The organism is Kribbella sp. NPDC049584 (genome assembly GCF_040675555.1).
Classification (GTDB): Bacteria; Actinomycetota; Actinomycetes; order Propionibacteriales; family Kribbellaceae; genus Kribbella.
The window spans coordinates 472,204-494,108 of record NZ_JBFAPF010000005.1 but is presented as its reverse complement, the minus strand read 5'-3'; the positions used below and the strand labels follow the sequence as shown (position 1 = coordinate 494,108).

Genomic DNA, 21,905 nt, shown 5'->3' with positions numbered 1-21,905 from the left:
GCCACCGACATGTGCGGGTAGAGCGCGTAGTTCTGGAACACCATCGCGATGTCGCGTTCCTTCGGCGGGGCGTTGGTGACGTCCTTGTCGCCGATATAGATGCCGCCCTCGTTCACCTCTTCGAGCCCGGCCAGCATCCGCAGCGCGGTCGACTTGCCCGACCCCGACGGCCCGACCAGCACCATGAACTCGCCGTCGGAGATGTCCAGGTCGAGTTTGTCCACCGCGGGGACGTCGGTGCCCGGGTAGACCCGGGTGGCTCCCTTGAACGAGACAGTTGCCATCTCGCGCTTCCTCTCCTCCTCGATGTCCCGCACGGCATGTCCCGCACGGCCCGGTGCTCTCGTGTCCGGCGATCGGAACCGATCTCACCACTCGTGGCCGCCACTCGCCCCCGGGACTTCACTAGTCCCACCCGCGGGTTGAGGCTGCGGTACGGGTGGAACCCCGGGTGTTCCCGACGCCCGGCCCCGGGGATTCACCCGTGCCGGCCTCGGGCTGCAAACTGCGCCGGCCGCGGCACGGTGGTGGGCGTGACGTCCTTCCTCCGTGACACCGAACCCCCATCAGAACCGCAGCTCGCCGTGCCCCGGCTGTACGGGCGCACCGCGGAGTGCGCCCGAATGGACCAGTTGTTGCAGGACGCGTCGACCGGACGGGCCACCGCACTGCGGGTGCTCGGCGAACGAGGCATCGGAAAGAGTTCGATCCTGGACCACGTCGCTCGTCGTGCGGACGGTTACCGGGTGCTGCGAGCCCGCGGCGTGGCGGACGAACGCAACCTCCCCTACGCCGGCCTCCACTTGTTGTGCGCTCCGGTGCTCGAGGAACTGGAGCGGCTCGAGCCCGCTCAGCAAGCCGCTCTCTCCACGGCGATCGGCCTCAGCGGCGGCGAACCGCCGGACCGCCTGCTCGTGAGCGTCGCAGTGTTGAACCTTCTCACCGCCGTCGCCGAGCACCAACCGGTGTGCTGTCTGGTCGATGACGCGCACTGGCTCGACACCGCCTCCTTGCTGATACTGGCCTTCGTCGTACGTCGTGCCGAGCGCAGCCCACTGCTGGTCGTCTTCGGTGAATGCGACCGGCAGGACGTGCCCGAGCTCGACGGGCTTCCGGAGATGCGACTCGAAGCGTTGCCGTGGAGGGATGCGCACTCGGTGCTGCTCGCCGGTGCGCCGGGGAAGATCGACTCTGCCGTGACCGAGCGGATACTGCTCGAGGCGCGCGGCAATCCGCGCGCACTCCTGGAGGCTGTCGACGGCACCGCCGCCGAGCTCGCCGGTGGCTACGCGATCCCCGCCTCGCGCCCCGACTCCCGGCACCGAGATCACGACTGCATACGGCGTGCGCGGCGCCTGCCTGCCGACGCACGTCAGCTGTTGCTGACCATCGCGGCCGAGCCGACCGGTGATCCGGCCGTCGCCTCGCGAGCGGCCACCTGGCTGGGCGTGGACGCGCACGCCGCCGAGCTGCTCGAGGCGGAGAGCTTGCTGACCTTCGGGCCCCGCGTCGTGTTCGGCTGCGCCACGCTACGCGCAGCCGTCTACGCGGACGCGACACCACCGGAGATCCGTCTGGCGCACAGGGCCTTGGCCGAGGCCATCACGAGCGGTCCAGATCTCGATCGCCGGGCATGGCACCTAGCACTGTCCACCAGCGGCCTCGATGACCGGATCGCAGCCGACCTGGAGCGGAGCGCCGCGGCGGCACAGGCACGCGGCGGGATCGCAGCGCGTGCCGCCTTCCTGGAACGGGCCGCCCTCGTCACGGCTGACCCTGCCGCCCGTGCCCGGCGCGCGCTCGCCGCAGCGGACGCCCTGCGCGCAGCAGGCAGTCTCGACGCCGCGCGGCACCTGCTCAGCATCGCGGCGAGCGGGCCTCCCGATCCGGCGCGGGAAGCGTACATCGAGTTCCAGCGGGCACGGATCGAGTTCGCCACTCGCCGCGATGACGCCGGCCCGCAGTTGTTGCTGGCGGCAGCCCGCCGCCTCCGGGCGTACTCGCCCGGGCTGGCCCGGGGCGCGCACCTCGAGGCCCTCGCGGCAGTGATGCTCTCGGGTCGCGGTCCGGCTGCCCCCGGCGTACGGGACGTCGCACGGGCTGCACGCGCAACGGCGACCGAAGGATCGCCAGACCCGATCGACCTGCTGATCTCTGCGCTGGCAGCGAGGGTGCTCGACGGACCCGGACCTGCAGCCGACGTCTTGCGCCGGGCAGTTACCACCTTCGGCGCGGACAGCCTGGACTCTTCGGCACGCGGATGGCGCTGGCTGGCCGGCTGGGCCGCTGCCGACGGATGGAACGAGGATGCCTGGGCGGCACTCAGCACCCCGGACCGTCATGAACGGCGTGATGGCAACGGCGCTGGGTACGAGGGGTCGCCGCCCGGCCATCCGTTGGCAGGTGCTGCTCTGCTCGCCGTATTCCGGGGCCGCTTCCAGGCCGCCCAGGACGCCATCACCCGCGGAGGCACCCGTGCCTTGGGCACAGGTTCCGCGCTGCCGAATCCTGCGCTCCTTTTATTGGCCGCCTGGCAAGGGAATCAGGACGTCCTGCGTAGTGAGCTACCGACAGTGTGCGAGCAGGCTCGGCAGCGCGGCGACTCGCTGACGTTGACCGCCGCGCAACTGGCAGAGGCCGTACTGCACAACGGCGCCGGACACTACGAGCAAACCCTGGCGGCCGCCCGCGAAGCCGTCGAGGCCGATCAGCTCGCGCTGTCCGGCTGGGCGTGCATCGAGTTCATCGAAGCGGCAACGCGCTGTGGGCAACGCGACGACGCCGCCGCGCTGGCCCGGCTCGGTGACCGCGCCGATGCCACGGCAACCCAGTGGGCACTCGGTGTACGGGCCACAGCACAAGCACTGCTGTCCGACGTACCGGTTGCGGAGCAGCTCTACCAGGAGGCGATCGACCGGCTGTCCGACACCGGCATCCGTATCCACCTCGCCAGGGCTCAACTGCTGTACGGCGAGTGGCTACGCCGGCAGAACAGACGCGTCGACGCCCGCGTCGCGCTCCGGGCAGCCCAGCAGACCTTCGCGGCAATCGGTGCTGAGGGGTTCGCCGCGCGCGCACATGCCGAGTTGCTGGCCACCGGCGAGCGAGTCGGCAGACGCAGCCTCGAGACCGGCCGTCAACTCACGACACAGGAGTCGCGGATCGGCTACCTGGCGCGGGACGGCCTGAGCAACTCCGAGATCGGTGCCCGCCTGTTCCTCAGCCCCCGAACGGTCGAGTACCACCTCCACAAGGTCTTCGCCAAGCTAGGAATCACCTCCAGAACAGAATTGCACCTAGTCCTGCAGACAGCTTGACGGCGGCTCGTCCGGTTGTGTAGAACGTTGCACACAACGTCGTACAGAATGAGATCCGCCGTGCCGACTCCGCACTACCTCGATGCAAGCCTTGCGCCGGACGTTCGAGCCGAGCTGCTCCTGCGGGAGATGACGCTGGAGGAGAAGTGTTTCCAGCTCACTTCGGTGATGCCGTGGGCGATGGTGCGGGCTGACGGGTCCGACACCAACTCGACCGACCAGAACCTGCGTACTCCGCCGGGCCATGTCGCGCAGCTGATCGTCGACGAGCCGAGAAAGCTGGCGGATATCGTCGCCGCGGTGCAGCAGCGGTTCATCACGCGCACGCGGCTCGGCATCCCGGCGTTCTTCCACGCGGAGGCGCTGAGCGGCTTCCTCGCAGGCGGCCACATGTCGTTCCCGACGGGCACCGGCCTAGCTGCGACCTGGAGTCCGGACCTTGTCGAGGAGATGGCCGACCTCATCCGGCGGCAGATGCGGCGGGTCGGTATGCCGCACGCGCTCTCCCCCGTCATGGACGTCGCGCTGGATCCGCGCTGGGGTCGAGTCCACGAGACGTACGGCGAGGACCCGTACCTGTGCGCCGCGTTCAGCGTCGCGTACACCCGAGGGCTGCAAGGCCCGGACCTGTCCCAGGGTGTCATTGCCACCGGCAAACACTTCCTCGGGTACGGGCTGCCGGCCGGTGGCGTCAACACCTCTTCGTTCGACGCGGGAGCGCGGCGTACCAGGGATCTGTTCGCCTACCCGTTCGAGGCTGCGATCCAGCTGGCCGGGATGAGGTCGGTGATGAACTCCTACGCGACGGTCGACGACATCCCGGTCGGTGTCTCCCGCGAGATCCTCACCGGGCTGCTGCGCGACACCCTCGGATTCGAGGGTTTTGTGTCCTCTGACTACACGACGATCGACCAGATCGTCGAGCGGCAGCGCGTCGCTTCGACGCCTGGCGAGGCGGCCAGGCTGGCGATCATGGCCGGCCTCGACGTCGAACTGCCCAAGCCGTACGCCTACGGCGCTCCGCTCGTCGCGGAGGTGACAAGCGGTCGGCTCCACGTCCGGGCGGTCGATGCGTGCGTCCAGCGAGTTCTACGGGCGAAGTTCGAAGTCGGGCTGTTCGAGGATCCCTATCCGGCCGAACACATCGATGTACAGGCCACGGCCGTCGAGGGGCTGGAGCTCTCCCGGCAACTCGCCGAGCGATCGATTGTGCTCGCGAAGAACGACGGGATCCTCCCGCTGGCTCCTCAGCACAAAATCGCCGTCATCGGGTCGCATGCGGCCACCGCTCTTCGGCAGTTCGCTACGTACACCTACCCGGCCTGGCGCGAGGCAGTGAACGCCATGTCACGCGGCGACCTCGGCAACATGCTGGGGGCCGACGAGATCATCGCGTCCTGGTACGAAGCCGTGCTGTCGCCGGTGGACCCCGAGAAGCTCGTGCGCGAGCGGTACGGCGCTCGTCCGCTGTCCGAAGAGATCGCCGACTACGCGGCCACCGTACGGTCCGAACAGGGCTCGACCTTCACCCCGCCATTGGATCCCGATGCGGTGGAGCGTGCGGTCGCCGTGGCCCGCGAGGCGGACGTCGTGGTCCTCGCACTCGGCGGGGCGAGTCTGTGGTTCAACGGCGAGCGGACCGAAGGCGAGGCGAGCGACTCAGCTGACATCGCCTTGCCTGCCGTGCAGACGGAGCTGGCTGAAGCGGTGGCCGCAGTCGGCAAGCCAGTTGTCGTCGTGCTCGTTCAGGGACGTGCCTACACGCTGCCGGACGTTGTGAAGAACGCGTCTGCGATCGTCGTCGCGCCGTACGGCGGCCCCTCCGGAGCTCGCTCCGTCGCCGGCGTTCTCTTCGGCGCGACGAACCCGAGCGGCAAGCTCCCGTACAGCATCCCCCGCCATACCGGCCAGATCCCGGTCTATCACCACCAGCACGCAGGCACCGGATACCGCACCCCGTTGCCACCGAGCGTGCCGCAGCACTATCTGGACCTGGAAGCCACTCCGCTGTACCCGTTCGGTCACGGTCTCAGCTACACCGACTTCGAGCTCGGTAACCTCCAAAGCGACCACCAACTCGCGATGGATGGTGTCGCGCAGATCGAGGCGAGCGTGACGAACACCGGACGCGTCGACGGCGCAGCCGTCGTCCAGCTCTACCTTCGCGTCAACACCAGCGGCGTCACTCGTCCGGCACAGCAACTCGCGGGCTTCGGCAGGGTCGAGCTGGCCGCCGGCGAATCCCGCCGGATCACTTTCCAGGTCGCCGCGACCAAGCTCGGCCACACCAACGTTGCGCGAGACTTCGCGGTCGAGCCCGCGACAGTCGACTTCTTCCTCGGGTTCGACTCCGACGACCGTCGCCTCCAAGGTGCACTCGAGCTCGTCGGTGAGCCGAGAGTGCTGACCGCCGCTCAACGCTCCTTCCTGTCCGTGACGACGATCTCCCCTGCAGAGGCGTGAACTCAATGACCTACGGCCCTTCGTCGATTCTCGGCGACGTACTACGGAACAAGCAGGCGGCAGACGTGGTCCACAAGTACCTGCCAGGCCTGCCGGACGAACTGACGCGTGTTCAGTTCATGCACGGCACGGTCGAGCAGGTCACCGGCCTCATGACGGGGATCCGGACCGACCCCGCCGCCCGAGCGGCGCTCTATGCCGAGTTGGCGACGGTCGAAGAGACACCGGATGAACCTGCCGCGCCGATCGAGCTGCCGGTCCCCTCGCACGACTACGAGGCCGCTGACGTGCCTACCGGCAGCGCTGCTCTCCTCAAGCCGACGCAGGCGCTTCGGTGGCGGCCCTTCGAGCTCGAACTGCACGGCCCGGCCCATGGCAACCCCTTCACCGAAGTCGTTCTGTCGGCCGAATTCCGGCGCGGCGAACGCACATACGTTGCCCACGGCTTCTACGACGGAGACGGGGTGTACCGGATCCGTTTCATGCCCGACGCGGAAGGCTCGTGGACGTTCCGCACCTCCAGCAATGCGCGGTCTCTCGACCAGATCGACGGCGAATTCAGCTGTGGACCGGTGACCGCGGCAGACCACGGACCGATACGCGTGCACGGGACCTACCACTTCCGTCACGCCGACGGCCTGCGCTACCTCCCGGTCGGTACGACCGCCTACGCCTGGACGCACCAGGGCGACGAACTGGAGGAGCTGACCCTGCGAACGCTCGCCGGCAGCCCGTTCAACAAGATCCGCATGTGCGTCTTTCCCAAATCCTTTGTGCACAACACCAATGAGCCACCGCGGTACCCGTTCGAGCGCTCCGACGACGACGGATTCGACGTACTCCGCCCCGATCCGGCGTACTTCCGTCATCTGGAACGACGCATCGCGCAACTCGGTGCCCTCGGCATCCAAGCCGATGTGATCCTCTTCCATCCCTATGACCGGTGGGGGTTCTCCGATCTCGGAACCGCCGCGGACGACCTCTATCTGCGGTACGTCGTCTCGCGGCTCGCGGCGTACCCGAATGTCTGGTGGTCCTTGGCGAACGAGTACGACCTGCTGTGGGCCAAGGAGACCGCTGACTGGCACCGGTACGCCGCTTTGATCCGCGAGCACGATCCGCACGACCATCTGATCAGCATCCACAACTGGGTCGAGCTCTGGGACAACGAAGCACCTTGGGCAACCCACACCAGCTTCCAGGGACCGCCTGCACGGACCGCCGAACTGCGCGACCGCTGGCACAAGCCGGTCCTGGTCGACGAGTGCGGTTACGAGGGTGACATCGAATGGGGTTGGGGAAACCTCCCGCCACAAGAACTCGTCCGTCGCTGCTGGGAGACCGTCGTGCAGGGCGGTTACGTAACCCACGGCGAATGCTTCCTGGACGACGACGATGTGCTGTGGTGGTCCAAGGGCGGCTCGCTCAAAGGCCGGAGCACGGCCCGCATCCGCTTCCTCCGCTCGATCCTGGACGATCTGCCGTCCGATGCGCCCGGCATCGACCCGCTGCCGTCGGACTTCGACGTCCTGGTCGGCGGGATCGAAGGCCGCTACCAGCTCATCTACTTCGGCAACCACCGACCTCGCCGGCGAACCATCTCGGTACACCCCGGCACGGCGTACCACGTCGACATCATCGACACCTGGAACATGACCATCACCGAGCTCCCCGGCACGTACCAGGGTGAATTCAGCGTTGAGCTCCCCGGCCGCCCGGACCTCGCCATCCGCCTGCGAGCGGTCCAGCATGGGTGAGTACGACGCCTTCCCGCGGCTAGGCGTCGATGTGCTGGACGACCAGGACCCAGTCTTGACCGTCCGGTTTGCCAGGAAGGATGAGCTCACCACGGACCGTTTGCGCCCGTTTGTCGGCGACGGTCGAAACCCCGGTTCGAGGATCGAACCACCGCAGCGCGTAGGCCCCGCTCCTCAACAGCGACAGGGTTGAGATCCCTTCGTCGCTGCGGAAGGTTTCGCCGAAGTAGACCACGACCGTGTCCATGTCGATGGATGCCGTGACGTGTGGTGCGTAGACCGTGTTGTTCAACGCGTAGTCGGAGCTGAAGCACGCCATGAACGGCCGGAACCGATGCCATCCGACCTCCTCGTAGAGGCGGCGCAGGTGGCCGAGCTGGGTCGCGCCGGGTAGGTCGATTCCGTCGTACCACGGCAAGTCGCCCCACGTGCTCCGCCCGTCGGCGCGATCCCAGGCTGCATTCCAGCAGCCTTGGGCGCCGTAGGTGTACCCGCAGCAGCCCGACTGGATCGCGCGGTACGCCACCTGACGCACCATCGTGTCGGTCACCGGCCGGCGACCCGCGGACTCCACGGTGAGGAGTCCCTCATACAGGCTTTCGCCCTCGACGAGTGGTGTCCCCGGGTGCTTGGACAGCTGGTCGCGATAGTGGTCGGTGCTGAGGTCGAAGTCACCATGGGCGTGCTGGTTGAGCGTCAGCGTGAGCCAGTCTTCTCCCTGGTAGTACGGCGCGATCGGGCGCTCCGCGGTGGCATGCGCAGTCCGCGGCTGGTCGTATCCGTCGGCCTCGCGGATCGTGAGGCCGACTTCGCGCCATCCATCGATCCGTTCCTGCCGGCGATCAAACTCGTACCCGGCGACCTCACCGCCGAGCGTCCAGACCACGGGGTAACTGCCGTAGCGCGCCACGACGTACCGGGCGAACCGTTGCAGCGCCTCCACATCCTCATCGATGGCCGAGAACCAACTCAGCCCCAGCGCGTTTATCATGCCGCGATCCGCGATATACGCCATCCGTGGATCGACGACGTTCTGCAGGAAGGCAACATTCAGCTCCCCGTCCTCGAGAAAGTAGCGGCTGCTGGCATCGCCCCATTCGTACAGCTTCAGGTTGCTCTGATAGACGGTGAAACCCTGCTCGATGCGTCGGTCGACCATTCCCCGGAACTGCGACGTCCAGCCGGGCTTGTTGGCGCTGTCCCAGCACTCCGACGTGAACCGCCAATGCGTATCGCCGAGCCAGAAGAACGGCGTGTTGTCGGCATGCGCGAGGTACCGACCCGCCGGCCCCTTCCGCAGGAAACCGTGCCGGTAGATCGGATGATCCATCGGATCATCGACGCAGCGGAGCTCGCCGCTCGGCCCATTGAGTCCGCGGTCGCTGGCATCGTTCGAGGACGCCGTGTAGCGCCAGACGCCCGGCCTGGTCGGAGCGAACCGCACCTTCCAGGTCCGCCCTCCGTCCCAGAAGGCGGGCCGTCGGATCTCCGTAGCGTCCGGACCACTGAAAACGACCTCGACGCTCATCTCGAGATACGGATTGTCGCTGTCCTGCGAGCTCTCGAACGACAACTCCGCTGTGCGCCAGGTCGAAACTGTCTGCATCAGCTGAGCGGTTTGATCGAGTTGAGCAGCTCCCAGACGGAGAGGTTGCTCTCGAACGCCGGATACGTATAGAGGTCCGCTCTGAACTGGTTCCACCCGATCGGGGCGTCGAACATGAACGTGTTCTTCTCGACCTGCCAGATCTGCGCTGCGACCGCGGACGCCATCTCGATGCCGTTTCGCTTCAGCTGAGGATCCCGGAAGCGCGAGCCGGCGTCGTAGTACGTCGCCGCAGCGACGTAGTTCACGCTCGGCCAGACCTCTGTCTCGAAGCGAGTCCCGAGGAAGCCGACGTACGGGAAGGTTTCCTGTCCAGGCGGAAGAGCCATGTTCGGGGCCCCGAGCAACCGCCCGTCCGCGTCACGACGAGACATGAACGTCGCGTACTGCGTCTGCAACTGGAGGCGGTAGCGGTCCAGGTCGACGAGGTCGGGCAGACCGGCCCGCTCCGCGAGGTGCTGAGCGAAGAACGTCGCGAGCAAGACGCTGTCGTAGTTCTCGGTAGGACCTGGGGTGTAGCGGTAGTACTGGTGATCGGCGTTCCAGAAGACCGACTCGAACTCCGCCTTCGCCGCGGCGAGCTCCGTGCGAAGGTCGGTGGACTTGACCCCGGGCTGTGTCGCGGTCGCGATCGTGGATTCCAGCGCGAGCAGGTACAGCTGTGCGTCGTACGCGTCGACTTTGTTCACCGGGATGATGTCGAAGACGTTGGCGTACGGCAGTGGACTCTTGAGCTCCGGGCTCGGCTGGATCATGTTCGGCGCCTCTGGCAGGTGCGAACCCGCCGGAATCGTGCCTTGCACATAAGACAGTTGCTTACGCATCGCCGGATAAGCCATCCGGAGAAACGCAGGGTCATGGTGCCTGCGCGCGTAGTCGTACAGCCGGAAGACGTTCTCGCTCGGACGATCCACGAACCACACCGTGCCCGGTGCCGGCTGCGCGCCGTACGTCCAAGTCACGAAGGGATTGCCTTCGACCTGGTACTGCGCCGGGTCCACCGACGAGGTCATGCCAGGATCTCGAGGGTCACCGTGCGGATCGGCCATGGTCGCCTCGATCTTGGCCCGCAGCCGATCCCGCTCGATGCTGGGGAAGACCTGGCTGTAGGCGAGATAGCTGAACGTGCCTACCTCCGTCCCCATGCCACCGTTAGCGGCACCCCCGGCCGGAGAGTCCACGCCCAGGTACAGGTGCGTCCCCGGAACCGACGTACCGAGGCGTTTGCCGCCGGTGGGGGGCACCGTGTTGGACACCAGGCCGCCTTCCCACAGGGCGGTCTTGGACGCCACCTGGGAGAGCTGGTTCAACGCTGCCGTTCGGAGCGTGAGCGGATAGGTGTCGTCCGTGGCGATCGGTTTCCACCACTGCTCGACGGCACGAAGCGCGTCGTCATGGCCGGCGAGCGCGTCGTCAGCGATCCGGTAGGCCTGGTGGAACGGGTAGCTCCCCTGCACATAGTCGTTGCCCGGGGTTTCCTTGGCCCCGTAGAAGTTCGTGTACCGGCGCATCCACACGGTGTTGTTGTCCGCGAAAGAGACCTGCGGGAAGTCCCAGCTCAGCGCGAACGGGATCGTCGTCACCTCACCCGGCCGGAGCTTCGCCGACACCGAGATCGCCCCGGCCGAGTTCGAGTCGTCGATCGAATCGTTGCCCAAGGCACCCGACTGCTCGAACGGCGCGTAGACGTCCGATCCGTCGCCCGCCGCGTTCCACGACGTCGTGTAGGTCACCTGCTGGCCGCGCCCGGGTTTGGCCGCGATCGTCCACTCGGACTTGGCCGCATCCGGCGTGTTGGAAGGATCGTCAGCCGCCAGGGTCACAGCTTGTACTCCGGTACGCCGGTCGGCACGGTACTGACTCGACAGCCCCGTCCGCACCGTCGCCGGCTGTCGCCCGATATGCGCCGGCGCGTTCGGCATGGTGAACATCACCGACACATCGCTCGACTTGCCGGTGTGGTTCGCAAGCCGAACATCGAAGTACGCGACCGGCAACGACGTACGACGGTCTTCGCCCGCGACGATCGGCGAGAAGAACCGCATGGACACATCCGTCTTCAGAGCCGTGTAACTGGTCCAGCCGAACGGATACAGCGCGGCATAACTCCCTTCACCCGGCCGCAGCTTGTTCCAGGCCGGCAGAGGCGACTCCCACGATCGGTCAGCGACGGGTCCGGCGGTGCCGGTGACCTGCGGACCGTCGGCGGCAAGGGTCCGCACCGTCGGCGGTTCGGATCCGACCTGCTCACGCACATGGAACGCCGCCTGCGGCAGGGCCCGCATCTCCCAACTGTCGTCCTGCGAACCGCCGAAGAACCACGGCCCGAACGTGCCCGACTGGTTGATCATGAACGAGCCGGCTCCGATACCGCCCAGCGGTCCGCCGAGACCGGGAACCGTGAGCGGATAGTTGCCCTTGACCGGCTCGAACGGACTGGGCGACTCGCCCTGGCACACCTGCGAGGCGTCCGGCGGACAGGGCCCGGGCGCGATCTCGCCGAGCGCGCGCACCGTCGCCGCCGCGGGAACGGTGAAGAAGTCGCGACCGGACCTCGCCACGGCCGTCGCACCGACAGCGGGCAGCCCGGCGGCGACCAGCGCGCCCGCGAGCACGACGGCACAGGAACGTAGGCGAGCCTTGATGACCATCACGACACTCCCTTGTAGTTCAGCAAAGTACGGCGCAGCTCACGACGCTCACGCTGCTTCTTCGGATCTGCGATGGGCGCGGCCATCTGGAGCCGGCGCGTGTAGTCGTGGCTCGGCGCAGTCGCCACCTTGTGTGCGTCGTCGATCTCGACGATCTCGCCGCGGTAGAGAACTGCGATGCGGTCGCTGATGTCGTTGACGACGCCGAGGTCGTGACTGATGAACAGGTAGGCAACGCCGGTGGCCTGCTGGAGCTCCTTCAACAGCTGGAGCACCGTCGCCTGGGTCGTGACATCGAGAGCGCTCGTCGGCTCGTCACAGACGATCACAGATGGTTCCAGAGCCAAGGCCCGGGCGATGGCGATGCGTTGTCGTTGCCCGCCGGAGAACTCCCTCGGATATCGCCGTCCGGCGTTCGCGGGAAGGCCGACCGCATCCAGCAGATCCCTGATCCGCGAGGGTCCGTCCTTGATGCCGGCCGCGGCGAGCGGCTCGACCAGGATGCTCTCCACCGTCATCGACGGGTTGAGCGACGAGTACGGGTCCTGGAAGACGACCTGGATGTCTTTGGCCAGCCGTCGGCGCTCCTTGCGGGAAACATTGCTGATCGTGCTGCCGCGGAACGTGACCGTCCCTTCGCTGACCGGCGCCAGGCCCAGGATCGCCCGGCCGATCGTCGTCTTCCCGGATCCGGACTCACCGACCAGGCTCAGCGTCTCGCCCGCCGCGAGGCCGAAGGAGACGCCGTGAATGACCGTCGTCGACGTTCCGCGACGGGCCGGGAACGTGACGACGAGGTCCTGTACGTCGAGCAACTGGTCCGTCGGCATGATCAGACCTCCATCAGTTCGACGGTGCGAGACGATGAGAGCAGTTGCCGGGTATACGCCTCAGCAGGTGCGGCAAAGATGGATTCGACATCCTGGTGCTCGACGATGTTGCCGTCCTTCATGACGCTGACGACGTCGCACAGGTCGGCCACGACGCCCAGGTTGTGGGTGACCAGGATCATCGCGAGCCCGCGCTCCCCGCAGAGCTCTCGCAGCAACTCCAGGACCTCTGCCTGGACCGTGACGTCGAGAGCGGTCGTGGGTTCGTCGGCGACGATGATGTCAGGTTCCGCCGCGACGGCACCACAGATCAGGACGCGTTGGGCCATGCCGCCGGAGATCTCGTGCGGGTACAGCTGCATCACTCGCTCGGGGTCCGTGATCCCGACCCTCTGCAGCAGGTCGACAATCAGCTCCTTCGCCTGCTTCTTGGGCATCGAGCGGGATGCGCGCAGGCCGCGCCAGAGCTGCGACCCGATGGTGAAGGACGGGTCCAGGTTCGACATCGGCTCCTGCGGTACGTAGGCGATCCGGCGGCCGCGGGCAGCCCGCATCTTGCGGTCGTCGGCCAGCAGGTCCTCGCCGTCGAGCAGGACATGACCTCCCAGGACGAGTGCCTCCTTCGGAAGAATGCCCAGCGTGGAGAAGGCGATCTGCGACTTGCCGGAGCCCGATTCCCCTACCAGGCCGTGGATCTCGCCACGACGGACATCGAGGTCGACGCCGTGCACGACCTCGTTGACCGTGCCGTCCGGGGACGGGTAGGCGATCCGAAGGTCACGCACCGACAGCACGACGTCGTCGGAACTGCCGACTGCTGTCGATTCGCGGACCTCTGCTGTCTCGAGCTCGCGTAGGGCGGCGGCGATTGCCTTGCGTCGCCGGCGTGGCGGGAGGACCTTACTGCGTGCCGACGACTGCAGTACGTCGCTCAGCGCATTTCCGAGCAGGATGAGTGCGAGGATCGTGACGCTGATCAGGAGCGCCGGCCAGAGCACGCCCCAGGCATTGTTGTAGATCCCGTTGAACGAACGCTGCAGAACGATGCCCCACGAGGTTCCGGCCGGGTCGCCGAGGCCGAGGAAGGAGATGCCGGCCTCGATCCCGATTCCGGCGGCCATCACGAACGAACTCTGGATGATGACCGGTGCCCGCACCGCCCACAAAACATGCCGCCCGACGATCCTCAGGTCCGACAGACCAACGACCCGGGCGGCATCGACGTACAACTCGTTGCGTACGCCGAGCACGATGGCGCGGACCAGGCGGTAGTAGGTCGGAGCGATGATCACGCCGAAGACAGCCATCGCGGCGGGCACATTCGGGCCGGTCAGGGCGTACAGGGCAATGAGGAAAACGATGCCTGGCAACGACATGATCACGTCGGACAGGAAGCCGACACCGGCTTCGAACCGGCCTCGGTAGAAGCCTGCGACGAGGCCGCAGGTGACACCGAGGACCAGTGCCACCACCACGACGATCAGCACAGCGACCACCGTCTGGCGCGAGCCCCAGATCAGCCGGGACAGGATGTCGAGACCCGCACTGTCGCCGCCCAGAAAATGACCGGCCGTGAACGGCGGGGCGTTCACAGCAGCCAGGTCGGTCTCCTGCGGTCCGTACGGCGACAACAACGGCGCGAAGATCGCGACCGCGACCACCAGCAACAGGAATACCAGGCATGGAGCGCCGAGCGGATGCCGCAGCAGGAGCCGGAGCATTGAGCGCCCCGGGGCGTCCGACGCCACGGCGATCTCGTCATCTACCGCCGTCCGCTCGGGTCCGACAGTCATCGGGTCCTCACCTTCGGGTTGAGGAGGGTGATCGCAACGTCACCGGCGAAGTTCACGACCAGCACGATCACGATCGTGACGAGCACTGTTCCCATCACCAGCGGTACGTCGTTGATCTGGGCGGCCATGTTCGCCAACTGCCCCATGCCCGGCAGCGCGAACACCTGCTCGATGAACACCGCTCCGCCCAAGAGCCCGAACGTCGTCAGGCTGAGCACCGTCAGCCCCGGCGCCGCGGAGTTGCGCAGTACGTTCCGGAAGATCACTTCTCGTTCGGGTATCCCGCGGGCCCGGAGCGTTCGAACGTAGTCCCGGCCCAAGGTGTCGAGGACGGCCGTCCGGAACTGCTGGGTCGCACTGGCCACCGAGCCGATCAGCAGCGCCGCCACCGGAAGGACCAACGACGACGACCAGCCTCGGAGGCTGACATCCGGCGACACATATCCGGTCGCCGGAAACAGCCGCCAGTGAATCGCCAGCGAGAAGACCAGAGCGATGGCGATGATGAAGGCAGGCACCGCCGTTCCCAGCACGGAGACGAACTGGAGCGTGCGGTCGATCCACCCTCCCCTGACGGCCGCTGTGACCCCGAAAATCACACTGAGCACGGCCGTCAGGAGGAGGGCGAGAATGACGAGGGCCAGAGTCACAGGGACTCGATTCGACAGTGCACCGCTGACGGATTCACTGGTGTAGAAGGAACGACCGAGGTCGCCGTGCAGCACGCCTGTGAGCCAGTTCCAGTACTGAATCACGAGTGGCTTGTCGAGGCCGAGCTTGACGACCTCGGCCTGGATCGCCTCCGGTGTCGCGGACTTGCCGAGTACGGCGTGGGCGATCCCCGGACCGTTGCCGTACATCAGGCAGAGGGTCGCGAACGTGACCACGATCAGCACCGCAAGGGAACGGAGCAGCTTCTTCACCAGCGAGAGTGCCATCGCGCGGAGCCTCCAGTCCTCGTCGACCCGTGTTACCTGAAGTCACGCAGTTTGGGGACCAGCGCCTCTTGGTCGGACTCGGTCGGAATCGCGACCTTCGAGGCGTTGTAGGCGAAGTTCGTGCCGTTGTAGACCATCGGCGCGAACCACGCCTGATCGACCTGGTACTGGTTGATCTGCTGCTGGAGCTTCGCCGACTCCGCCGGGTCCGTGGCCGTCGTGATCTTGCTCCAGAGCCCGTCGACGGTCGCGTCGGGCTGGTGCTCGAGGTCCCACCAGCCCTTCGGCGTGGACTCGATGTAGATCTGCAACGCCGAGTTGCCCAGGTTTCCCAGCTGCCACAGGACCACCGGGTACTTGCCACTCAGCAGATCGGCGATGGCGTTGGCTCCGGTCAGCGGCACCTGCTTGACCTTGATGTTGATCTTGGCCAGCTGCTGGCTGACATACGGCATCAGGGTCTCGAAGTTCTGCCCGGTCATCGTCGGCAGCTCGAGAGTGAAGCCGCTCGCGTAGCCGGCCTCGGCCATCAACGACTTGGCCTTCTCCACGTCGTACGGGTATGGGTCCGGCATGTCCTTGATGTAGGCATCGGTGCCCTTGCGGAAGACCTGCGGCGTCGGCTCGGCGTTGCCCTGGTAGAGGCTCTTGGCCATCGCCGCCTTGTCGAAGACCATGTTGATCGCCTGCCGGACCTTGAGGTTGCCGATCGGCTTGAGCACCTTGCCGAGGTGGTCGGTCAGCAGCAGCCGCGTCGTCTGGCCCTGGAACTTGATGACCTTCTGGCCCGAGGCCTGGACCTCGTTCAGCGAAGCCTGCTGAACGAGTACTGCGTCGATCTGGCCGGTCTTGAGGGCCGACACGGCCGCGGTGTCGCTGGTGATGACCTTGATGACGAGCTTCTTGTACGGGTAGTTCTTGGCGTTCCAGTGGTTCTCGTTCTTGGTGAACGTGTACACCGAGCCGGTCGTCGAAGCAGCGGCGTCCAGCACGTACGGGCCGGACCCGACCGGCTGATCGAACTTCTTCGCGGCAAGGACGGCGGCCGGGACGATCTTCGGGTTGCACGCCTTGTTGTCCATCACCGGTCCCTGGGGATCCGGCCAGGTGATCGAGACACTGTTCGGATCGGGAGTGTCGATCGTGATGCCCTTGTAGTCGTTCGTCGCCCCGCCGTTCTTCTCGACGAACTCGAACGAAGCCTTGACCGCCGCCGAATCCACCGGCGTGCCGTCGGAGAACTTCTGCCCCTCGCGCAGGTGTGCCTTGAACGTCTTGTTGCCGTTCGTGATCTCGAACTTGTCCGCGATGTCGGGCACAGCCTTGCCGTTCGCATCGGTCTTGCACAACTGGTCCCACACCGCTTCAGCTGCCCAGCCCTGATATCCGGGCTGGTTGCTCGGGTCCCACCCGTAGAAGTCAACGGTCTGGGCCACGGTGAGCTGAGCCTTCTCGCCACCGGACGAGGTGGCGGCGGACGAGCCGGCGCTCGTCTCGGAGGTACAGCCGGCGGCCACGAGCGCAAGCACTGCGACCGGAACGGCGAACCCTAGGTGAATGCGTCGCATGTCTACTCCTTCGAGCGCCACAGGGGTATGCAACGTTCTACACAGCGCCACTTGATCGCCATCGACACTTCGACGGTGTGCAACGTTCTACGCCGGAAGCTACGGAACACTATTGAAACGTGTCAAGACCGCGTCTCCCGAGCTGATGTCACGTTTCCGCAACATCGGTGACGATGCATTCATCGCAGTGCGCCGCCCGGCACGGCCCGCGGGAGGCGCATCCGCTATCGCTTGCGCTTCCCGCCCCGGCCGCCGGAATGCACGGCCGGCGGCGCACTCGTGCTGCGCGCGATGAGCCGCGGCGCCACGACGTAATGCACCGGCTGCGACCGGCCCTCTATGCGCTCGAGGAGAAGCCGGGCACTTGTGGTACCGGTCAGCTGTCCGGACTGGTCCACCGTGGTGAGCGAGATCCGGCCGATCGTCGTGACGTAGATGTTGTCGTAGCCGACGACAGTCAGATCGTCCGGCACCTGGCGGCCGAGCTCTTCGGCGGCTCGCAGCGCACCGAGGGCCGCGATGTCCGCACCCGCGAAGATCGCCGTCGGCGGCACCGACCGGCCCAGCGCCTCGACTGTGGCTTGGTAGCCGCCCTGTTCGGAGTACGTCGTCTCGATGACATCCGCGTCGAGGCCGAGCCGGTTCATCGCCTGGACATAGCCTTCACAACGCGCGGTCTGCGACAACACGAAAGGGCGCTTCAGACCGCCGGACGGGTGGCTGATGTGCATGATGCGCTGATGGCCGAGCCCGGCAAGGTGATCGACGACCAGCCGTGCGCCCTCGTAGTCGTCGTCGACGACGCTGTCGTAGCTCGAGCCGCCGCCATGCCTGGCGACCACCACGGTCGGGATGGACGCCGCGAGTTTCTCCAGCCAGGGTTGGCGGACGAACGGCGCGATGAGGATCAGTCCGTCGACCTGCCGGTCCACCAGCGCCTCGATACTGCGCTGCTGACGCTCTGCGTTGGCTCCACCCACGGTCATGATCGCCTGGAACGGGCTGGATTCGAGCTGGTCGTTGATGCCGTCGACGACCTCCGGCTGGAACGGCGACGACATCTCGGTCAGGACGACGCCGACCGTGAACGACCGCCCGCGCATCCCCCGGGCGCCGGCGTGCGGCCGGTAGCCGAGCTTCTCGATCGCCGTGGTGACCTTCGCCCGCATCTCCGGGCTGACCCCGTACGCGTCGCGCAGTACCTTGGACACCGCGGACACCGACACTCCCGCGGACTGCGCGACATCCTGGATCGTGGCCCTCCGGGCGGGACTGCTTCGCATGACATCGGATTCTACAGAGACGCTTGTATATCGATGCACTAGTCACTCGTCGATCCGTTGACTTCCTGGGACGCGGCGTTCTACCCTGTTGTGTAGAACGTTACACAGAGGCTTCGGGCCATCCCTTGCAAGAAGATCTGGAGGCCCGACATGGCCATGTCCACGGCGCCGGGCGCACTCCGCTTCGAACACCACACCGATCCGTCCCCCTTGCTCGGCGTGGGCACAGCTACTCCTCGCCTGTCCTGGACGATCCCGGATGCGGCTCCCGGATTCCGGCAGACCGCCTACGAGATCGAGACCACCCGACGCGGCGACGCCGAACTGCACAGGATCGACAGTTGCGAACAGATCTTGGTGCCGTGGCCGAGCGAGCCACTCGCATCCCGCGAGGCGGCGTCGGTTCGCGTCCGAGTCGCTCACGACGACAACTGGAGCGAGTGGAGCGCACCGGCGGTCGTCGAGGCCGGCCTACTCGAGCCGTCGGACTGGGTCGCGAAGTTCGTCAGCCCAGTCGGCATCGGAGCGACCGACATGCCCGCGCCGATCGTGAGTTCCTCCTTCACGATCCCCGGCGAAGTCCGCGTGGCCCGACTTTATGCAACCGCCCATGGGGTGTACGTCGGAACGCTGAACGGCGCCCGGATCGGCGACGCGGTGCTCGCGCCCGGCTGGACGTCGTACGCGAACCGTCTTCGGTACCAGACGTACGACGTCACGAATCTGATGCACAGTGGCGAGAACGTGCTGGACATCCTCCTCGGCGACGGCTGGTACCGCGGCTATCTCGGTTTCAAGGGAGAGCGAGCCCTGTACGGCGACAGGCTCGCACTGCTCGCCCAGCTCGAAGTCGTCACCACGGACGGACAACGACATGTCGTGGCGACGGACGAATCATGGACGGCTCGTGAGAGCGAGGTCCTCACCCATGACCTGTACAACGGCCAGCGCACCGATCTCCGTCGGCTGCGCTCTGACCGGCAACCGGCCCGAGCCGCGGTCGAACCGATCGAGGCTGACCTGACCCGCCTCGTTGCACCCGAGGGTCCTCCCGTTCGAGTCACTGAGGTCTTGCCTGCACAGCGAGTGTGGGAATCTCCGTCCGGCCGGACGCTCGTGGATTTCGGACAGAACGCCGTCGGATGGGTTCGACTCCGGGTCAGAGGTCTCGCGTCAGGTGACGAGGTGATCGTCCGCCACGCCGAGGTCCTGGAGGACAAGGAACTCGGCATCCGTCCGCTGCGGGCAGCCAAGGCCACTGACACCTACCTGATCGGGGGCAGCGGAGAGGACGTCCTCGAGCCGGCGCTCACCTTCCACGGCTTCCGGTACGCCGAAGTCACCGGCGTACCCGGCTTGCGTAGCGAAGACATCGAGGCGGTCGTGATCGGTTCGGACCTGCGCCGGACCGGATGGTTCACGTCGTCGCACGAACTCCTCAACCGGCTCCACGAGAACGTCGTGTGGAGCATGCGCGGCAACTTCCTCGACGTACCCACCGACTGTCCGCAACGTGACGAGAGACTCGGCTGGACCGGCGACCTCCAGGTCTTCGCGCCGACCGCGATGTACCTCTTCGACAGCGCCGGCTTCCTGAGTTCGTGGCTCGGCGACCTCCGGGCGGAGCAGGAGCCGGACGGCTCCGTCCCGTTCGTCGTACCGGACGTCCTGCGGGATCACTCCCCCGCCGCGGCTGCCTGGGGTGATGCGGCAACGATCGTGCCCTGGGTCGTGTACCAGCGCACGGGCGACCGCGACATCCTCGAGCGGCAACTGCCGAGCATGTGCCGCTGGGTCGACAAGATCGCGGAACTCGCCGGACCCGATCGGCTGTGGACCGGTGGATTCCAGTTCGGCGACTGGCTCGATCCGACCGCGCCGCCGGATCAGCCCGGCAAGGCAAAAGCGGATCCGGACGTCGTCGCCACGGCGTACTTCTTCCGCTCCGCCGACACCGTCGCGCGAGCAGCGCGAGTCCTTCAACGGCCCGACCTGGCCGAGCGGTATGCCGCCTTGGCCGACGAGGTCCGTACGTCGTTTGCCCTCGCCTATGTCACACCTCACGGCCGGGTGCGATCCGACGCGCAGACCGCCTATGCGCTGGCGATCAGGTGGGATCTCCTGCCCAGCAAGGAACAACGCGACGAGGCCGGCCGCCGTCTCGCGGATCTCGTCCGCGAGTCCGGTTACCGGATCAGCACTGGCTTCGTCGGCACGCCACTCGTGGCCGATGCACTCACGATGACAGGACACACTGACGTCGCCTACCGCCTCCTGCTGCAGACCGACTGCCCATCCTGGCTCTACCCGGTCACGATGGGCGCCACCACCATCTGGGAGCGCTGGGACAGCATGCTCCCCGACGGCACCATCAATCCCGGCGAAATGACCTCGTTCAACCACTACGCCCTCGGAGCCATCGCCGACTGGCTCCACCGCTGCGTCGCCGGCCTAGCACCCGCCGCACCCGGTTACCGGGAGATCGTCGTACGCCCATCACCTTCTCCGCACCTCACTTCAGCATCCGCGCGCCACCTCACGCCGTACGGCGAAGCTCGCGTCGCCTGGCACCTCGACGGCCACCAGTTCCACCTCACGGTCCACATCCCAATCGGCTCCACCGCCCGCATCCACCTACCCGCCACCACCACACCAGAACTAGTCACCCACGGCGACCACACCTGGAAGACAACGATCCCCGTCTGACGGCCGCCCACGCCTACGATTGGGGGGACTTGAGGAGTCGTGCGGATGCGTCGTTGGATCGTGTGGTGCCTGGTCGTCGTGGTTGCGGTGGCTGGGTGCCGAACCGGCGGACCTGCCGTGCGGCCGGCGCCGAGCGGACGGACCAGTTCGACGCCGGCACACCACGCGAGCTCTACCGGGCCGACCGCGGTGGACGAGAACGCGAAGCCTGGGACCACGGGCCTGACGTCGACAGAGGTCGACCGTGCCTATCCGATCGCGGGTACGCCGGGCGATCTCCAGGTGGTGGCCCACTCTCCGGTGAGCTGCGGACCCAGGCTGCACACCTTCTCGGATGCCACGTACCACACGGTCCCGTCAGGAGCCGGCGTATTCGCCACCGGCTCGATGGAATGGGTCCCAGCACTGCGCGGCCCGGACTCGCGGTCGACGACGGTGGCCTTCGCACGGACGGTGACTCTGAACTTGATCCAGGCGATGGCCACCGCCCCGCTTGGCCGAAGGCATCCCGCCCATCCAGACCTGGCCACGCTAGGCGCGTCGTCGTCAACATCCACCGGCACCGGCGGAACCATCGGCTGACTGTTCTGGCTGAACCCCGGCTGAATGCACTGTTCAGCAAGGATTGTCCGCGGATCGATCGGAGTCAGGCTGTTCCCCAGGTCGTTGTTCACCGACAAGGTGCGCAGGTCGTACGACGGTACGACGTGCTGCGCCTCGTGCCCGACCCGGCAGCTGAGTCCCGCCAGTCCAGGCCGTCGACGTCGTACGAGACACAGGCGGCATAACCCGCATCGCCTTGTGATGCATCGTGTGGTTTCCCAGATCGCGCTCGCCCTGCAGGACTCGTTGCGCCATGTCCGGATGGCTCACGAGCCAGGTGAACCTCCCAGCGCGGCTAGGGTCGAGCGCAGTACTGTCCGCCGGTTCACGGGCATGTATCCGAGCTACAAACCCCGACCTGAGAAGCTGCCTAGAGAACGTCAGCCGACG

At 66.6% G+C, this 21,905-nt stretch carries 13 protein-coding genes; 5 read left to right on the top strand and 8 right to left on the bottom strand.

The window, feature by feature from the left end:
- The coding region (locus AB0J62_RS21325) for an ATP-binding cassette domain-containing protein (protein ID WP_363873514.1) at positions 1 to 284 on the bottom strand (284 nt) is incomplete at its 3' end.
- Between the two features lie 249 nt (positions 285 to 533).
- Here AB0J62_RS21325 and AB0J62_RS21320 point away from each other — a divergent pair.
- From AB0J62_RS21320 to AB0J62_RS21310, 3 genes are read left to right on the top strand one after another with little or no spacing between them, the layout of a single operon-like run.
- Positions 534 to 3,317, top strand: a complete 2,784-nt coding sequence (locus tag AB0J62_RS21320) for an AAA family ATPase (RefSeq protein ID WP_363873482.1) — start codon at positions 534 to 536, stop codon at positions 3,315 to 3,317.
- A 48-nt stretch (positions 3,318 to 3,365) separates the two neighbouring features.
- Positions 3,366 to 5,780, top strand: a complete 2,415-nt coding sequence (locus AB0J62_RS21315) for a glycoside hydrolase family 3 N-terminal domain-containing protein (protein ID WP_363873479.1) — start codon at positions 3,366 to 3,368, stop codon at positions 5,778 to 5,780.
- Between the two features lie 5 nt (positions 5,781 to 5,785).
- Positions 5,786 to 7,537, top strand: coding sequence for a DUF5605 domain-containing protein (locus AB0J62_RS21310; protein ID WP_363873476.1), 1,752 nt, complete (start codon positions 5,786 to 5,788; stop codon positions 7,535 to 7,537).
- Positions 7,538 to 7,556: 19 nt separating this feature from the next.
- Here the strand turns inward: AB0J62_RS21310 and AB0J62_RS21305 are convergent, their stop codons facing one another.
- The 7 genes from AB0J62_RS21305 to AB0J62_RS21275 all read right to left on the bottom strand — a co-directional run bounded on the left by AB0J62_RS21305 (position 7,557) and on the right by AB0J62_RS21275 (position 18,206).
- Positions 7,557 to 9,143, bottom strand: a complete 1,587-nt coding sequence (locus tag AB0J62_RS21305; protein WP_363873473.1) for a DUF4038 domain-containing protein — start codon at positions 9,141 to 9,143, stop codon at positions 7,557 to 7,559.
- Positions 9,143 to 11,794: a GH116 family glycosyl-hydrolase gene (locus tag AB0J62_RS21300; protein WP_363873470.1), complete on the bottom strand. Its 2,652-nt coding sequence runs from the start codon at positions 11,792 to 11,794 to the stop codon at positions 9,143 to 9,145. The genes AB0J62_RS21305 and AB0J62_RS21300 overlap by 1 nt, the downstream gene beginning before the upstream one ends.
- Positions 11,794 to 12,624 carry an ATP-binding cassette domain-containing protein gene (locus AB0J62_RS21295; RefSeq protein ID WP_363873466.1) on the bottom strand — a complete coding sequence of 277 codons (831 nt, stop codon included), beginning with the start codon at positions 12,622 to 12,624 and terminating at the stop codon, positions 11,794 to 11,796. Before AB0J62_RS21295 ends, AB0J62_RS21300 begins: the two co-directional genes overlap by 1 nt.
- 2 nt (positions 12,625 to 12,626) lie before the next feature.
- Positions 12,627 to 14,417, bottom strand: a complete 1,791-nt coding sequence (locus AB0J62_RS21290) for a dipeptide/oligopeptide/nickel ABC transporter permease/ATP-binding protein (RefSeq protein ID WP_363873463.1) — start codon at positions 14,415 to 14,417, stop codon at positions 12,627 to 12,629.
- Positions 14,414 to 15,355 (bottom strand): ABC transporter permease, encoded by a 942-nt coding sequence (locus AB0J62_RS21285; RefSeq protein ID WP_363873460.1) that lies wholly within the window; start codon positions 15,353 to 15,355, stop codon positions 14,414 to 14,416. Before AB0J62_RS21285 ends, AB0J62_RS21290 begins: the two co-directional genes overlap by 4 nt.
- 32 nt (positions 15,356 to 15,387) lie before the next feature.
- Entirely contained in the window at positions 15,388 to 16,923 is a 1,536-nt protein-coding gene (locus tag AB0J62_RS21280) for an ABC transporter substrate-binding protein (protein ID WP_363873457.1), read from the bottom strand.
- A gap of 224 nt (positions 16,924 to 17,147) precedes the next feature.
- Positions 17,148 to 18,206: a LacI family DNA-binding transcriptional regulator gene (locus AB0J62_RS21275; protein ID WP_363873454.1), complete on the bottom strand. Its 1,059-nt coding sequence runs from the start codon at positions 18,204 to 18,206 to the stop codon at positions 17,148 to 17,150.
- 150 nt (positions 18,207 to 18,356) lie between these two features.
- Here AB0J62_RS21275 and AB0J62_RS21270 point away from each other — a divergent pair, with 150 nt between their 5' ends.
- Both AB0J62_RS21270 and AB0J62_RS21265 read left to right on the top strand, forming a co-directional pair.
- Positions 18,357 to 20,912: a family 78 glycoside hydrolase catalytic domain gene (locus AB0J62_RS21270; RefSeq protein WP_363873451.1), complete on the top strand. Its 2,556-nt coding sequence runs from the start codon at positions 18,357 to 18,359 to the stop codon at positions 20,910 to 20,912.
- 45 nt (positions 20,913 to 20,957) lie between these two features.
- A complete protein-coding gene (locus AB0J62_RS21265) occupies positions 20,958 to 21,494 on the top strand; it encodes a N,N-dimethylformamidase beta subunit family domain-containing protein (protein WP_363873448.1) in 537 nt (178 codons plus the stop codon).
- Positions 21,495 to 21,905: the final 411 nt, after the last annotated feature.